The organism is Halopseudomonas sabulinigri, from assembly GCF_900105255.1.
GTDB classification, from domain to species: Bacteria; Pseudomonadota; Gammaproteobacteria; order Pseudomonadales; family Pseudomonadaceae; genus Halopseudomonas; species Halopseudomonas sabulinigri.
In genome coordinates, this window is sequence record NZ_LT629763.1 from 1,870,116 (window position 1) to 1,885,969 (window position 15,854).

General features: G+C 60.6%; 15 protein-coding genes and 1 tRNA gene. 6 read left to right on the forward strand and 10 right to left on the reverse strand.

All coding sequences use genetic code 11. The features are described 5' to 3' along the window. The first annotated feature begins 111 nt into the window (after nucleotides 1-111). Nucleotides 112-198 (forward strand) — tRNA-Leu (locus BLU26_RS08375). Nucleotides 199-268: 70 nt separating this feature from the next. Here the strand turns inward: BLU26_RS08375 and BLU26_RS08380 are convergent. From BLU26_RS08380 to BLU26_RS08400, 5 genes are all read right to left on the reverse strand, one after another. Then, on the reverse strand, nucleotides 269-2,200 hold the full coding sequence (locus tag BLU26_RS08380; RefSeq protein WP_092288418.1) for a DUF7844 domain-containing protein: 1,932 nt from the start codon (nucleotides 2,198-2,200) through the stop codon (nucleotides 269-271). 29 nt (nucleotides 2,201-2,229) lie between these two features. After that, nucleotides 2,230-2,544: a DUF2388 domain-containing protein gene (locus BLU26_RS08385; RefSeq protein ID WP_092285652.1), complete on the reverse strand. Its 315-nt coding sequence runs from the start codon at nucleotides 2,542-2,544 to the stop codon at nucleotides 2,230-2,232. Between the two features lie 143 nt (nucleotides 2,545-2,687). Continuing rightward, nucleotides 2,688-3,404: a ZIP family metal transporter gene (locus BLU26_RS08390; protein WP_092285654.1), complete on the reverse strand. Its 717-nt coding sequence runs from the start codon at nucleotides 3,402-3,404 to the stop codon at nucleotides 2,688-2,690. Between the two features lie 99 nt (nucleotides 3,405-3,503). Further along, complete coding sequence (trxB, locus tag BLU26_RS08395; RefSeq protein ID WP_092285656.1) at nucleotides 3,504-4,451, reverse strand: thioredoxin-disulfide reductase; 948 nt, start codon at nucleotides 4,449-4,451, stop codon at nucleotides 3,504-3,506. Nucleotides 4,452-4,556: 105 nt separating this feature from the next. Next, a complete protein-coding gene (locus BLU26_RS08400; RefSeq protein WP_092285658.1) occupies nucleotides 4,557-5,156 on the reverse strand; it encodes a peroxiredoxin in 600 nt (199 codons plus the stop codon). A 136-nt stretch (nucleotides 5,157-5,292) separates the two neighbouring features. On the opposite strand from BLU26_RS08400, the gene cysZ reads away from it, so the two are divergent. Then, nucleotides 5,293-6,036, forward strand: coding sequence for a sulfate transporter CysZ (cysZ, locus tag BLU26_RS08405; RefSeq protein ID WP_092285660.1), 744 nt, complete (start codon nucleotides 5,293-5,295; stop codon nucleotides 6,034-6,036). A gap of 29 nt (nucleotides 6,037-6,065) precedes the next feature. Beyond that, nucleotides 6,066-7,292: a glycosyltransferase family 4 protein gene (locus tag BLU26_RS08410; RefSeq protein ID WP_172830652.1), complete on the forward strand. Its 1,227-nt coding sequence runs from the start codon at nucleotides 6,066-6,068 to the stop codon at nucleotides 7,290-7,292. A 19-nt stretch (nucleotides 7,293-7,311) separates the two neighbouring features. Here the strand turns inward: BLU26_RS08410 and BLU26_RS08415 are convergent, their stop codons facing one another. From BLU26_RS08415 to BLU26_RS08425, 3 genes are all read right to left on the reverse strand, one after another. After that, nucleotides 7,312-8,421 carry an NADH:flavin oxidoreductase gene (locus BLU26_RS08415; RefSeq protein ID WP_092285664.1) on the reverse strand — a complete coding sequence of 370 codons (1,110 nt, stop codon included), beginning with the start codon at nucleotides 8,419-8,421 and terminating at the stop codon, nucleotides 7,312-7,314. A gap of 81 nt (nucleotides 8,422-8,502) precedes the next feature. Next, complete coding sequence (locus BLU26_RS08420) at nucleotides 8,503-9,090, reverse strand: TetR/AcrR family transcriptional regulator (protein WP_092285666.1); 588 nt, start codon at nucleotides 9,088-9,090, stop codon at nucleotides 8,503-8,505. 159 nt (nucleotides 9,091-9,249) lie between these two features. Further along, nucleotides 9,250-9,735: an FKBP-type peptidyl-prolyl cis-trans isomerase gene (locus tag BLU26_RS08425; protein WP_092285668.1), complete on the reverse strand. Its 486-nt coding sequence runs from the start codon at nucleotides 9,733-9,735 to the stop codon at nucleotides 9,250-9,252. A gap of 272 nt (nucleotides 9,736-10,007) precedes the next feature. Between BLU26_RS08425 and BLU26_RS08430 the strand changes: the two genes are divergently transcribed. The 3 genes from BLU26_RS08430 to BLU26_RS08440 are packed head-to-tail and all read left to right on the forward strand — an operon-like array spanning nucleotide 10,008 to nucleotide 14,330. Continuing rightward, nucleotides 10,008-11,213 (forward strand): acetate/propionate family kinase, encoded by a 1,206-nt coding sequence (locus BLU26_RS08430; protein WP_092285670.1) that lies wholly within the window; start codon nucleotides 10,008-10,010, stop codon nucleotides 11,211-11,213. Next, nucleotides 11,210-13,351: a phosphate acetyltransferase gene (gene pta, locus BLU26_RS08435; RefSeq protein ID WP_092285672.1), complete on the forward strand. Its 2,142-nt coding sequence runs from the start codon at nucleotides 11,210-11,212 to the stop codon at nucleotides 13,349-13,351. The genes BLU26_RS08430 and pta overlap by 4 nt, the downstream gene beginning before the upstream one ends. Before the next feature lie 49 nt (nucleotides 13,352-13,400). Further along, entirely contained in the window at nucleotides 13,401-14,330 is a 930-nt protein-coding gene (locus tag BLU26_RS08440) for an acyltransferase (RefSeq protein ID WP_092285674.1), read from the forward strand. A gap of 67 nt (nucleotides 14,331-14,397) precedes the next feature. Here BLU26_RS08440 and BLU26_RS08445 read toward each other — a convergent pair whose 3' ends face one another. Together BLU26_RS08445 and BLU26_RS08450 are read right to left on the reverse strand one after the other, a co-directional pair. Next, nucleotides 14,398-15,051 (reverse strand): OmpA family protein, encoded by a 654-nt coding sequence (locus BLU26_RS08445; RefSeq protein ID WP_092285676.1) that lies wholly within the window; start codon nucleotides 15,049-15,051, stop codon nucleotides 14,398-14,400. 113 nt (nucleotides 15,052-15,164) lie between these two features. Further along, complete coding sequence (locus BLU26_RS08450; protein ID WP_092285678.1) at nucleotides 15,165-15,809, reverse strand: MBL fold metallo-hydrolase; 645 nt, start codon at nucleotides 15,807-15,809, stop codon at nucleotides 15,165-15,167. Nucleotides 15,810-15,854: the final 45 nt, after the last annotated feature.

A 15,854-nucleotide genomic window follows, 5' to 3' on the forward strand; every position in this document is an offset into this window, starting at 1 on the left:
AGCCGAAAACGCGCTTCGCCGCGATCCGCGCGCACAACGATTGCGACAGGAGGATTGACCTTGCCGGCTACAGCTTCGTATACTCCGCGCCGGCTTGTGAAAAGCATGCGAGCCTCGATGGCGGAATTGGTAGACGCGGCGGATTCAAAATCCGTTTCTGGTGACAGAGTGGGAGTTCGATTCTCCCTCGAGGCACCATCTGAACAATCCAGATGGTGACAGCAAGCCCCGAAACAACCAGCCCTGAGCTGGTTTTTTTGTGCCCGCATTATGGCAACTGCAGCCCACCCGCAGCCTGGTGCAGCGCTTTCAAGCGCTCAGCCAGCAGCCGTATATTGCGCGTACCGCCGTTCAACTCGGCCTGCCGTCCGGCATCCAACAGTGCCAACAACTGATCTTCCAGACGTGCCGTCATGGCCTGCAAGCTGGCCCGGCGCCCTTCGCTCTGCTGCTGCAACTGCTGCCACTCATCCGGCTGAGGCAGACCGTAACCCGCAGGAAGCAGCTCTGCCGGGCGACTGAGAAACCCACTTTGCGCCAGCAGCCCCTGCAGCAAACCTTCAGCCTCACCCAACTGCGTATCACCGCCGCCGCGCCCTGCCATATAGCGCTCCTTCAACTCCTGCCGCACCAGTAGCAGCTGGCGCCGCTGCGCGGCCTGCTCGAGCAGGAGTAGCGCCGCCGTGGTGCGCACATCGCCTTGCTCCAACCACTGAGCACGTGCCTCAGCACCCAGGGCAAACCACGCCTCAACATCCGGCGCCGGGAGATCCAGACCAGCTTGCACCTGGGTGAACATCAGTTGATAACGCTCTCGGAACGAGTCGAAAAAGTAGCCCAGGCGCAGCGCTTGCTGTCGATCCTGCAAAGGCTGCTGATCGGCTATCCCTCGCGCCGTCAACAAGCTCAGCAGGCCAGTCGGGGTAATACTCTGCAGGTCGCGCAGCGCAGGGTTTTGCGTGCCTACGCGCAACAACCTGCGGGTTTCTACCGCGCAGTTGTTGTTGATGAAATAGTAGTCGCCGTCATAACTCCAATGCAGCTGCACCGCTTGCTGCAGCAGGTCATGTAGCTCAGACCGACTGAACCGCAGCGGTACCGAACTGAGGCTGCGCAACTCCAGCTTGGTGTACTCATCCACCACCTGCGTCAGCGGCAGAATAAACAGGCGCGATGGGTAGTTGCCGACCAGCCCATCCCAACTGGAGAGCTGCACATCCTCAACAAAGGCGCGAAAAGACAGCACCAGATGCTCACTGACGTCGAGTAGGCAGTCCGGTCCGCGCGGTCGGCCCGGCGCGCAGACCACCAACCGCAGCATGCTGTGCCCCCACCGGCTGGCCCACGCTTCATTGGGCTCTGCCAATAGATAATGCACGGCATACACCCGCTCGGGGTCCAGCCGACCCAGCGCCTGCTGGTGCTCATCCAGACTGGCGTTTACGTAGGGTAGCGTCGAGGCGCAGTCATCTGCGCCCGGCGGTGCCCAACCAAAGTGCTGATGGAAGTAGTGCTGCAGCGCCGGGCGGCGGCAGGCGTAGTGCGGGTCGAGCAGGAAATATTCGAGATTGACCGCGACAAACTCGCTCGGACTGCTCAGCTCATAGCGGTCGGGGCTGCGGTCCCGCTGCGGATTGGTATCTGCGCGCACGCCGCGCTGTTCTGGCTGCTCTGGCCAGCCAGCCAAATCCAACAGGCGCGGATCATCACTCAGGCTGAAATGGCGCTCACCCTGCCCGCGGCAACGGGGCGGCAACCCCACCCGCCCCAGACTCTCTTGCTGCTGACGACAGGCCAGCAGCAAGGCGCGCTGATCCTCAGGCCAGTAAGCGACGCGATCATAGAAATGCGCCACCTCATGCAAGAGTGTGGCGAGCAATTCGGAATGCGCCTGCGGGCCGCTCTCTACCGCCAGCAAGCGCGGCAGCCAGCGGCGGTTAAGCAGCAATGCCCCGCTGCTACTGGCGCGCCCAATCACATTGGCATTGAGGCGCTCACTCCAACGCACTGCAATGCGCTTATCCAGGCGTTGGCGCAGACTGGGCGGCAGACTCGTCTGCGCCTCCGCCAGCACGGCTTCGGTGGCTTGACGCTGCTCAGGGCTCAACCCGCGCGGCTGCAGCACCAGCTGCAGCTCGGCTTGCACCTGCAGAGAAACCAGCAAGCCACAGCCCAACAGCCAGCGTAATACGACGGGCAGGCGTGAGAGACGGCCGGGCGACAACCCGATCAACGCGCGAGAATGGCCTCGGCAAGCTGCATGTCAGTGGCGCTCAGCGCAGGCTGCTGCTGACGAATATGCGCCAGCGCGGCCTCCAGGCGCACCCCGCGAATGGCGCCACCGCTGGCAACAAAACTGGCTGCATCGTCCTGCGCCTGCAATAGCACCTTGTCGTTACCGCCGGAGCTGACATCGCTGGTACCTTCAACGCTGTTGGCCAAGGAGGCACCAATGGTATCGGTGGTCGCAATAAAGCTACTGGCCGAGGCCAGACCTGAGAGTGCAAACACGCCAACAGCAGCCAGCAGGGAAAGTCGTTTCATGGGGCATTCCTCAACAAAGACAGCACACCAAAAGAGGGCAGCAGCCGAGGCTGGCAGTCATCAACCAACCGCAACACGCCGTTACCTGAAACATGATAGCCGCTTTAGCCCGGCGCTTCTCGCCTGGCCTGCAGGAAATCGACTCAGCCTAGCGTGAGCTGATGACCGACCATGCCCAGCACAAAGCCAAGCACCGCACCCATGGGCGGCGCCCAATGCTTTTCCAGACGGGCCTGGGGCGCGATGTCCTGAAACACCGAGTAGCAAATTCCGCCGGCAGCGAACAGCATGACCATCGCCACCACACCCGGATAAGCCGATAGCCAGGCGTACCCCAGCACGCCAAAGAGTGGCCCTAGCAGCGCTATCACGGCAAATATCAGCGCAACTCGAGGCGCGCGATAGTGCGTGGCTGCACTTAGCTCGCGGCAGGCATTGAATCCCTCCGGCAGGTTTTGCAGCGTCATCAGGCAGGCCAGCAGCAGGCCGCTGCTTTCACCCACGGCAAAGGCGGCGCCGAGCGCCAGCGACTCGGGCAAATAATCCGACAGCATAGCGGCCATTTGGCCGGCGGGGGTGTGAATCCGGTCCAGCAAGATATCCAGCGCCATGAATGCAGCGCCGCCACCAACGAAGCACAACGCCGCCAGCCAGGGTGACAGTGGCGCAATACCTTCGGGCACCAGCACCAGGGCAACCGCCGACAGCAGCGCACCACCACCAAAGGCGATGATGCCGTGACGGTATTCATCCTTCAGCCAATCCGGGCGCAGTTGCTCTATGCCCGCCAGCAGAGCGCCCAGCGGCATCGCCATGCCTGCCATCAGGGTCAGAATGATGACCAGATACAACTCCTGCATGCCGCCTCCTCAACCCGGGTGTGCGGCGCATGATTTCACAGCCACCGGAAACAGAAAAGCCCCGCGCAGGCGAGGCTTTTCCAAGGCACAACTTACTGCTTACAGCTCGTCGAGGAAGCGCTCGGCATCCAGTGCGGCCATGCAACCCGCGCCGGCTGAGGTGATCGCCTGACGGTATACATGGTCAGCTACATCGCCCGCGGCGAATACACCGGGGATGTTGGTCTGGGTAGCATTACCCTCAGTGCCGCTCTTGATCTTCAGATAGCCGTCATGCATATCCAGCTGATCTTCAAACAGACTGGTGTTCGGTGTATGGCCAATGGCGATAAACACACCCGCCAGGGCGATATCTTCGGTGCCGCCGCTGTTCAGCGCGATACGCATGCCGGTCACACCACTCTGATCGCCCAGCACCTCGTCCAGCTGTGCGTTCAGCTTGAGCTCGATCTTGCCTTCGGCAACCCGTGCCAGCAGCTTGTCGACCAGAATCTTCTCGGCGCGGAACACCTCACGACGGTGCACCACAGTCACCTTCTTGGCAATATTGGCCAGGTACAGCGCCTCTTCAACGGCGGTGTTGCCGCCCCCTACAACCGCCACATCCTGGTTGCGGTAGAAGAAGCCATCACAGGTGGCGCAGGCAGAAACGCCCTTGCCCATAAACGCCTCTTCAGACGGCAGGCCGAGGTAACGTGCCGAGGCACCGGTGGCAATGATCAGCGCGTCGCACTGATACTCGCCACTGTCGCCCCAGAGGGTGAACGGGCGCTTGCTGAGATCGACCTTGTTGATGTGGTCGAACTGGATTTCCGTCTCGAAGCGCTCGGCGTGCTTGCGCATACGCTCCATCAGTTCCGGCCCCTGCAGCCCCTCAACATCACCCGGCCAGTTGTCGACCTCGGTCGTGGTGGTGAGCTGACCGCCCATCTGCATGCCGGTGATCAGCAGCGGTTTCAGGTTGGCGCGCGCAGCATAAACTGCGGCGCTGTAGCCGGCCGGGCCGGAGCCCAGAATGATCAGACGGGAATGACGCACTTCAGACATAAAATCCTCCGATTCACCACCGCAGTGGCGCGATAAAAAAAGCAGAGCGATCCTGGGGTAAGGGGACCCCGCCACAGGGCTGATCACTCTGGGAAATCAATTCGTTCAAAGCTCCGAGGCGTGCTTGGCCAGGTAACTGGCTACACCTTCAGGACTTTCCTGCATGCCGGGCTGCCCCTTGCGCCAGCCGGCGGGGCACACGTCACCGTGCTCCTCGGTAAACTGCAGCGCGTCTATCAGGCGAATCATCTCGTCGACTTCACGTCCCAGCGACAGGTTATTCACCACCTGATGCTGCACGATGCCTGCGCGATCAATCAGAAACGAGGCGCGCAAGGCCACACCGTCCTCGTGCTCTACACCGTAGGCGCGGGTAATCTCGTGTTTGACATCAGCCACCATGGTGAAGCCGACCGGGCCAATACCGCCCTTTTCGACCGGCGTACTGCGCCAGGCGTAGTGGGTGTACTGCGAATCGACCGAAATGCCGACCACTTCAACGCCCAGCGCGCGAAACTTGTCCATGCGATTGTTGTGCGCGATGATTTCCGACGGGCAAACGAAGGTAAAGTCCAGCGGCCAGAAAAATACCACAACATATTTGCCGCGCAGCGAGGCGAAGTCAAAATCCTCTACAATGCTGCCATCGGCCAAGACCGCTGGCGCAACGAAACTGGGTGCCGTGCGGTTCACCAAAACACTCATCGCGACCCTCCCGAGTCATCTAGGGACGCAGCTTACGGCGTCCATCGGATTATGAAAATTGTAAAGACTGTATCAGCCAAATAGTTTACCCCTATAGGCTTTGCCAAGCCCGTTTTTCATTGAGGAACCCAGCACCATGAAGGATACGTTCGACGTTCTGCGCGGCCCCGATTACCTCAAGGAGGGGTGGCAGCGGATCAGGCAACCAGGCCTGCGCCGCTTCGTGCTGATTCCGCTGGCGCTCAACCTGGTAGTGTTTGCCGCATTGATCGGCTGGGGTATTCAGCAGTTCGACCTGCTGATGGCGCAACTCATGCCGCAGCTACCGGACTGGGCCGCGTTCATCGAGTGGCTGCTGTGGCCCTTGTTTGCCTTGGTGGTGTTGCTGGTGCTGTTTTTTGGCTTCAGCGTGGTGGCCAACATCATCGCATCACCTTTCTATGGCTTTCTGGCGGAAAAAATCGCCGAACAGGAGCGCAACGAAGTCAGCCCGCCCACCAGTTACCGCGACATACTGCTGGTGGTGCCGCAAAGCGTTGGCCGCGAATTGCGCAAACTGGTTTATTACCTGCCGCGCATGGGCGTTCTGTTGTTACTGACATTGGTGCCGGTGGTCAATCTGGTTGCCTCACCCTTGTTGCTGGCGTTCGGGGTGTGGATGATGGCGGTGCAGTACATTGATTATCAGGCCGACAACGAGAAGGTCAGCTTCATCGACATGCTGCGCTGGATGCGCGGGCGACGCGGCATCTCCCTTGGCTTTGGCCTGCCGGTTTACGTCGGCATGCTGATTCCGCTGGTGAACCTGCTGGTGATGCCCGCGGCCGTGGCTGGCTCCACCCTGCTGTGGGTACGCGAACGCCGCAGCCGGACATCATAAAAACGTAATAAATATGTCACGCCGGCATCATGACCCGACGCCATACTCGGATCATGAACATAGCCCAACCCTCCGGCCAGTGCTTCGCATTGGTGACAGAAACCTATCCGCCGCAAATCAATGGCGTTAGTAATACGCTGGGCAAGCTCTGCGAGGGACTGCTGGGCCGCAATCATCGCGTACAACTGATCCGCCCTGCCCAACCCGGTGAAAAGCCGGGCTCCACCCAGTCCGGCAACCTGCTGGAGCGCTGCGTGCGTGGCTTGCCGATCCCCGGTTATCCCGGGCTGCAGTGGGGTCTGCCAGCCGCTCGCAAGCTGAAAAGCCTGTGGAGCCGGCAGCGCCCGGATGCGGTCTATCTGGCCACTGAAGGTCCCTTGGGTTGGTCGGCGCTGCGCCTGGCGCGGCGCATGAAAATCCCGGTGATCAGCGGTTTTCATACCAATTTCCAGCAATACAGTAACCACTTTCACCTGGGGCTGTTTCACGAACCCGCCCTGCGCTATCTGCGTTGGTTCCATAACCAGACACGCCAGACACTGGTCGCCAGCTCGACCCAGCAGCGCGAACTGAATCGCCTGGGCGTGCAGAATCTGTCACTGCTCGGCCGCGGCGTGGATTGCACACACTTTCACCCCACCCATCGCAGCTCTAGCCTGCGCGAACAATGGGGCGCCAACAGCGACGACATAGTGCTGCTGCACGTAGGGCGATTGTCGCCGGAGAAAAACCCGGAGTTGTTGATAGACAGCTGGAACAAGCTGCGCGCAGCCCAGCAAGCAAAGGGTACGCGTCTGCACATGGTAATCGTGGGGGATGGCCCGTCTGCGCGCGAGCTGCGCAAACGTATGCCGGACGCGGTATTTACCGGCGCGCTGACCGGCAATGCGCTGGCCTGCGCCTACGCCAGCGCCGACATCTTCGTTTTTCCGAGCCTGACTGAAACCTTTGGCAATGTGGTGACCGAGGCCATGGCGTCGGGCCTGGCCGTCTGCGCATTCGACACCGCCGCTGCCCATCAACATATTCAGGATCGCTACAGTGGCTGCTTGGCACCGCCCAGCCATGATCAGTTGTTCACCGATAATCTCAGCTGGCTGGTACAGGATGCAGAAGGGCGTCGCAGCATCCGCCTGCACGCCAGACACCGCGCCTGCCAGCTGGACTGGCAGGCGATAGTGCAACGTTTCGAGCGCTGTCTGTTGCAGGCAGCGCTGGGTCAGAGCATTCCGGTACAGGCAGTCCCGAGCAAGTAGGCGCCGGTACCGGACCGCATCAGACCAGGGTTTTCAGCGCTTCGCGGCTGAAGGGTTCGATGTCGGCGAAACGACCTTCGCGCACCTTGGCGGCCCACTGCGGATCAACCAGCAAGGCACGACCCACACCCACCAGATCAAACTCGTTGGCCGCCAGACGGGTCAGCAGGTCATCAATGTTGGCGGTCTGGGCCACCTTGTCGGTATTCACCATGAACTCCAGGAACTCGCCGTCCAGGCCCACGCTGCCAACGGTGATCGCAGCCTTGCCGGTGATCTTGCGTGTCCAGCCTGCCAGATTGAGATCGGAACTCTCGAATTCCGGCTCCCAGAAACGACGCTGCGAGCAATGGAAAATATCTACGCCAGCGTCCGACAGGGGCGCCAGGAACTGTTCCAGCAACTCAGGGGTAGGCGCCAGACGTGCGGTGTAATCCTGCTGCTTCCACTGCGAAAAGCGGAAGATGATCGGGTAGTCAGGGCCAACCGCTGCACGGACCGCACGAATCACCTCAACAGCAAAGCGGCCACGGTTTTCCATGCTGCCGCCGTAGCCGTCGGTGCGTTGGTTGGTACCTTCCCAGAAGAACTGGTCGATCAGATAGCCGTGCGCGCCGTGCAGCTCAATGGCGTCAAAGCCAATTTCCTTGGCGTCCTTCGCGGCCTGGGCAAAGGCAGCAACCACGTCATCGATGTCAGCCTGAGTCATACCCTTGACCAGCACCTTGCCTTCTTTCTGCTTTTCCATCGGGCCATAACCTGGCACCTCTGGATCAGGCTCGGTACCCAGGCGGCGTACGTTACCCACGTGCCACAGCTGTGGGGCAATCTTGCCGCCAGCCGCGTGCACGGCCTCGACCACCTGCTTCCAGCCAGCCAGCGCCTCTTCACCATAAAAGTGCGGCACGTTGTGGTAGCCGTTGGCGCCCGCGTGGTTGACCACGGTGCCTTCGGTGACGATCAGGCCAACGCCGGATTCGGCACGGCGACGGTAGTAATCCACCACCCCCTGATTAGGCACGCCCTTGGGCGAGAAATTGCGGGTCATCGGCGCCATCACAATACGGTTGCTCAGGGTCAGCGGACCAAGGGTGATAGGCGCAAACAGGGGGGCTACATCGGCAGACATGATTTATTCCTCTTGGGTCGTGGTCAGCTACGCTGTAAGGCCGAAAGCTGACCGGTCGTCTTGGTTGATTGAAAGAGCTATTCAAGCGCTCAGCAGGCGCTCCAATTGATCGATAAATACCCGCAGCGGCGCTATCTGGCGATCGGTCTTCATGCGCAGCAAGGCGCCCTCCCAGGCCGCGCCAATGAAGCTCGCCAGCGCCGCAGGATCCTGATCCGGGGAAATCTCGCCAACCGTACGCGCCTGCTCCAGGCACTCAGCCAACACCTGGCTGGAGCGCTGCAGGATAGCCGCAGCGGCATAACCAATCGGCTGACTCTCATCCGCTTTCTCATGACAGAGACTGCCAATGAAGCATTGATGGGAGGGCTGCTCCTGATTGGCGAAGTAGCCGATCAGGTCGCGGTAACAACGCAGAATACGCTCGCGCGGTGACAGCTCGGGGGCGCTCAGCGCTGCGGCAAAACGCTCTATGCGCGGCGTGTAATAGTAGTGCAGGGCCTGAATGGCGAAATCTTCCTTGCTCTCGAAATAATGATAGAAGGAGCCCTTGGGCACACCGGCGCCCTGGGTGATTTCCTGCACGCCGGTGCCGTTGTAGCCTTTACGCAGCATGACGCTGGTACCGGCCGCCAAAATGCGCGCGCGTTTGTCCTGGATCGTATTCATGCCAGCACTATACGACCGGTCAACTTTATTTAATAGCGGCAAAGATAAATATTGATCTCAGTGATAGTGATAGATTGAGCGCCTGCGCCGCGGGTTTTCTCCAGGCGAAAAAAAACCAGCCGTAGAAGGCTGGTTTTTTAGTAGGCTAAAGCGCTGTTATCAGTGCTCTACACCACCTTCGCCATGAATGTGGCCGTGGGCCATTTCATCGTCGGTCGCTTCGCGTACTTCAACTACCTTGACGTCGAAGGTCAGCTGCTCGCCGGCCAGCGGGTGGTTACCGTCAACGGTAACCTCATCGCCTTCCAGTGCCTTGATGGTAACGATCTGCATGCTGCCATCCGGACCGGAAGCGTGGAACTGCATGCCGACTTCCAACTCATCAACGCCTTCAAACATGTTGCGACCCAGTACCGCGATCAGCTCGGCATTGAACTCGCCGTAGGCTTCTGCCGGCTCAACGGTTACGTTCACGGCATCGCCAGCCTGCTTGCCTTCCAGTGCCTTTTCCAGACCCGGAATGATATTGCCAGCACCATGCAGGTAGACGAGCGGCGCGCCACCATTGGAGGAATCCAGCACCTCACCATCTGCATTGGTCAGGGTGTAATCGATGGAAACAGCCTTGTTGGCAGCAATCTGCATAATCTCGTTCCTATCATTTGCTTAAAAATCGTGAGTGTACGCGGATTAACCCGCAAACGCACGGCTTGACCCGACTAGCGGGCCGACTGAAGATGAGGCCGGCGGCCAACACAAGACAAGGGTTCACAGTTCAGTTGCAAGCGGCCGGGCTGGCCAACGCCACAGTGAACCTTAAAGACCCGCTGGCATCAAACTGCTGGCACGCTGCGCAACACGCGCCAACATTACTGGCAGCCTGAAGCTGCCCTACGAAACGGGAACACTGACATACCATGAGAGATCGCCTGGTATTGGTCATCAACGGTGGCAGCTCATCGATCAAGCTGGCACTGCGCCAACAGGGAAGTTCCGAGCCCGTCTTTGAAGCACAGGCCGAACGTCTGAACACGCCCCAGGCCAGCTACAGTTACGCCGGCGGCGACAGCCACAGCCTGCCCGACGCTGACACCAAGGCGGCCCTGAACGCACTGCTGCCACTGGTAGAACAACATAGCAACGGGCCGATCAGCGTAGTGGGTCACCGCGTTGTGCATGGCGGTGAGCAGTTCACCGGAGCCCGCCTGATTGACGACGAGGTGCTGGCCGGCATCGAGGCCAACGCGCCGCTGGCGCCCCTGCACAACCCCGCCAATCTGAGCGGCATTCGCGCTGCCATGGCCCTGCTGCCAGACATCCCCCAGGTTGCCGTATTCGACACCGCCTTTCACCAGAGCATGCCGCCGCACGCGTTTCGTTATGCCCTGCCAGACGAGCTGTACGCGGTGCACGGCGTGCGTCGCTACGGCTTCCACGGTACCAGTCATCAGTACGTGGCCAACCAGGCCAGTCTGCTGACGGGGCGCAAGGACGGCAAGGGCGCCTGGCTGAGCGCACATCTGGGCAATGGCTGCTCCAGCTGCGCCATTCTGGATAGCAAGAGCATGGATACCAGCATGGGGCTCACCCCGCTGGAAGGTTTGGTCATGGGCACCCGCAGTGGCGACGTCGATCCCAACCTGCACGCCCATCTCGCGCGCACCCTGGGCTGGGATCTGCCGCGCATCGAGCAGCTGCTGAACCGGGAGAGCGGCCTGTTGGGGCTTTCGGGGCTGTCAAACGACATGCGCGAGCTGGAGCAGGCGCGGGCCAACGGCCACGGCGGAGCACAGCTGGCCATCGAGGTATTCTGCTACCGCCTGGCGCGCTCGCTGGCCGGACTGGCCATCGCGCTACCGCACATCGACGGGCTGATTTTCACCGGCGGCATCGGCGAGAATTCGGCGCTGACCCGCGCCCTGACGCTCAGCCACCTGGGCGTGATGGGCTTACGGGTTGACCCCGACCGTAACAGCGCCCTCGCCCGCGGCGAAGCCGGGCGCATTGAAGCTACGGGCTCACCCGCTATTCTGGTCATACCAACCGATGAAGAGCGGCAGATCGCAGAAGAGAGCCTGACGCTGCTGGACCGCGAACCCACCCGAACGGAATCGCCGGCATGAGCCAACACACCTTCTTTGTCGCACCCACAGGTTTTGGCGTGGGCCTCACCTCTACCAGTCTGGGCCTGATCCGCGCCTTGGAACGCACCGGCCTGCGCGTGCATTTTCTCAAGCCTATCGCCCAACCCCATCCAGGCGACGAGGGGCCCGAGCGCTCAACGGAGCTGATCAGCCGTACCCTGGGTCTGACACCGCCTGCCGCCATGCCGCTCGCTGAGGTCGAACACATGCTGGCCATCGGTGAGCTGGACGACCTGATGGAAGAAATGGTCAGCCGCTATCAACAGGCCGCGCAGGACGCCGACGTGGTGGTCGTGGAGGGCATGGTGCCGACGCGGCAGAGCAGCTACGCCGCGCAAATCAACCAGTCGCTGGCCAAAAGCCTGGATGCCGATGTCATTCTGGTCACCACGCCCGATGGCGATGACATGGCCAGCCTGGCCGATCGCATCGAGATTCACGCCCAGGCCTTCGGTGGCCCGTCGCACCCCAAGGTACTAGGCGTCATCGTCAACAAGGTGCATGACCTTGAGGACGAAGCGCTGGCCGATGTGCCCGATGGCCGCGCGCTGAAAAACACCCTGAAGAGTTTTGCCCAGGCGCTCAAGCAGGCATCGGTGCGGCTGGATACCGAGGATTTCCGCCTGATTGGCTGCGTACCCTGGCAGGATGAACTCAACGCGCCGCGCACCGCCGACATCGCCACCCTGCTGAAAACCACCATCTATCATCCGGGCGACATGCAACAGCGCCGGGTGATGGAAATTGCGTTGTGCGCACGCACCGTGCCGAACATCATTGATCGCCTGAAACCTGGCACCTTGATTGTTACCCCCGGCGACCGCGACGACATCATCATTGCCAGCAGCCTGGCCTCACTGGCCGGCACGCCACTGGCCGGTCTGCTTTTGACCGGCGACATGGCGCCAGACCCACGAGTGGTTCAGCTATGCCAACCCGCGCTGGATCAGGGCCTGACCATTCTGGGCGTCAGCACCAACAGTTTCGATACAGCCACTCAGCTGGATCGCATGAACCGCGAAATCCCGATCGACGACCGCGACCGCGCCGAACGCGTGACCAACTTCGTCGCCTCGCACATCGACCACGCCTGGCTGGCCAAGCGCTGCGATACGCCGCGCGAGAAGCGCATGTCACCGCCGGCCTTTCGTTATGAGCTGGTGCGCCAGGCGCAGCATGCCGCCAAGACCATTGTGTTGCCCGAAGGCGACGAACCACGCACTGTGCAGGCCGCCGCCATTTGCCAACGTCGCGGCATTGCCAACTGCATTCTACTGGCCAAGCGCGATTCGGTAGAAGCGGTTGCGCGTGCGCAGCACATCACCCTGCCCGACGGCCTGCAAATCATAGATCCGGACGCGGTACGCGAGCGTTACGTTGCGCCCATGGTCAAGCTGCGCGAGGGCAAGGGCCTGAACGAGCCTATGGCCCTGCAGCAGCTGGAAGACAACGTGGTACTGGGCACCATGATGCTGGCCCTGGACGAAGTCGACGGCCTGGTTTCCGGCGCCATCCATACCACAGCCAACACCATTCGCCCGGCCTTTCAGTTGATCAAGACCGCCCCCGGTTACAACCTGGTCTCTTCGATCTTCTTCATGCTGCTACCCGAGCAGGTACTGGTGTACGGCGACTGCGCAGTCAACCCCGACCCCACTGCGGTGGATCTCGCTGAAATCGCCATTCAAAGCGCGCGCTCGGCCGAAGCCTTCGGCATTCCGGCCAAGGTCGCGATGATCAGCTACTCGACCGGCAGCTCAGGCAGCGGTAGCGAGGTCGAGAAGGTACGCGAGGCCACGCGCCTGGCCAGAGAGCGCGAACCCGGACTGTTGCTCGACGGCCCGCTCCAGTATGATGCCGCCGCGATTGCCAGTGTCGGCCGCCAGAAGGCGCCAGACAGCCCGGTGGCCGGCCAGGCCACTGTGTTTGTGTTCCCCGACCTGAATACCGGCAACACCACTTACAAGGCGGTGCAACGCAGCGCCAACGTGGTCAGCGTCGGTCCGATGCTGCAAGGCTTGCGCAAACCGGTCAACGACCTGTCGCGCGGCGCGCTGGTAGACGATATTGTCTATACCATCGCGTTGACGGCCATACAGGCCTATAACAACCAATGACATAACGAGAACGATCGCCCTAGCGATCCTGCTGAAGAGCCCACCACCCATGCTGTCTTTTCTACCTGCCTTCGTGCGCGGGACCATCGCTACCCTGCTGCTGGCGCTGAATACGCTGTGCTGCGCCTCGCTGCTGTTCTGCGTGGCACTGTTCAAGCTGATCCCCATCTCCAGCTTGAAGAAACTCTGCACTCTGATCATGATCGAGATTGCCGAGTTCTGGATGTACTGCAACAGTGGCTGGATGAAGCTGGTCGGCAGCACCCACTGGGAAGTTGAAGGCCTCAACCAGCTGGATTACCGCGGCTGGTATCTGGTCACCAGCAACCATCAAAGCTGGGTCGACATTCTGGCGTTGCAACACGTACTCAACCGCCGCATGCCGATGCTCAAGTTCTTCTTGAAGCAGGAACTGATCTGGGTACCGGTAATTGGCCTGTGCTGGTGGGCGCTGGACTTCCCCTTCATGAAGCGCTACACCAAGGCCTACTTGGAGAAGTATCCCGAGAAGGCTGGCCAGGACCTGGAAACCACCCGCAAGGCCTGCGAAAAGTTCAAGACCACGCCGGTCGCGGTGTTCAACTTCCTGGAGGGCACCCGCCTGACACCCGCCAAGCATGCCCAACAGCAGTCGCCGTTCAAGTATCTGCTCAAGCCCAAGTCCGGCGGCATTGCCTTTGTACTGGATGCCATGGGCACGCAGCTGCGCTCGCTGCTCGACATCACCATTCACTACCCCAACGGCAATCCCAGTTTCTGGGATTTGCTAAGCGGTCAGGTGCCACACGTAGTCATGCACTGCGAGCTGAAACCCATCCCCAGCGAATTTCTTGGCAAGAACTACCAGCAGGATGCTGAATTCAGAGCAGAATTCCAGGCATGGGTAAGTCAGCTGTGGCTCGACAAGGATGCGCATCTGGCCAGGCTGCACGCGCAGTACCCAACGCCCACAGATCGCGCCCGCCAAAACAACGGCTAGGCACGACTGCCAGGCACAAAAAAACCGCGCTGGAGCAAGGCTCTCAGCGCGGTTTTTTTCGCGCGTATTACAGCTGGCTGAGGTTGATCTCAACCCGGCGGTTCTGCGCTCGACCCGCTTCGGTATCATTACTGGCAATTGGCTGGCTCGGCCCAACACCGGCGCTACTGATGCGTGCACCGGGCACACCCTGACCTGACAGGTAAGAGGCGACCGCACTGGCACGTTCCCGCGAGAGGCGCATGTTCAACTCGTTAGACCCGGTGCTATCGGTATGACCCACAATGTTGATGGCGTTCTTGTCGTATTCCTTGAACACCTTCACCAGCGAGTTCAATGTCGGATAGAAGCTGCTGGAGATATCGGAGGAGCCGGACGCGAAGGTGATATTACCCGGCATGACCAGTTGAATGCTGTCTCCATTGCGCACAACCTGTACCCCAGTACCGGTCAGCTCCTGACGCAGGCGCTGCTCCTGCTTGTCGACGTAGTAACCGTAACCACCACCGGCGGCGCCGCCGACAGCAGCGCCGATCAATGCACCCTTGCCACGGTCCTTGCTGCTGGAGGTGGCAGCGCCGATAGCGGCACCTGTCACGGCGCCAATACCGCCGTAAACAGCAGACTTACCAGCCTGCTCTTCGCCGGTGTAGGGGTTATTGGTACAACCGGTGAGTACCAGCGCGCACACGCCGGCAGCAATCAAACCTTGGCTTTTCATAATTTTTCCCTTTCAACTGTTATCAGTGTCATCTTTATCACACGGCGGGCTCTAGGCGGATTAGCATCCGGAGCCGCGCAATCGATGCCGTAACACACCGCACATAGTGCGGTTCAACCACGAATAAACGGGTTTTCGCGTTTCTCGTCGCCGATGCGGGTCTCCGGGCCATGGCCAGTTACCACTACGGCATCGTCATCCAAGCTATAGAGCCGCTGACGGATGGATCGTTCAATTTTCTGATAATCGCCGCCCCATAAGTCGGTACGTCCAATCCCCCGCCGAAACAGGGTATCGCCCGCGATCAGCAGCTTGTCATGCGGGAACCAGAAGCTCATCGAGCCCGGTGTATGTCCCGGCGTGTGAAGCGCCACACCGCAGCCGCAAGCCAAGGCCTCGTCATCTTGCAACCATTGGTCCGGCGCTGGCACGGGTGTGTAGGGCACACCAAATCGCTTGCATTGCATCTCCAGATTGTCCCACAGGAACTGATCATCCTGATGCAGGTGCAAGGAGGCGCCAGTGGCCTTCTTCATTTCACCCGAGGCCAGAAAGTGATCCAGGTGAGCATGGGTATGAATAATGCTGACGACCTGCAGACCCAGCACCTCAAGGCGATCGAGAATCAGTTGATGGTCTCCGCCCGGGTCAATTACCAGCGCCTTTTTCGTCAGCGGATCACCCACGATGGTGCAGTTGCAGCCCAGTGGGCCGACGGGAAAGGTTTCACGGATCAGGGCGGCAGGTGCAAGGCTCATGGTAATCCTCTTGGCGGTCAGGGAGGTCGACGCGCATCACGCGAC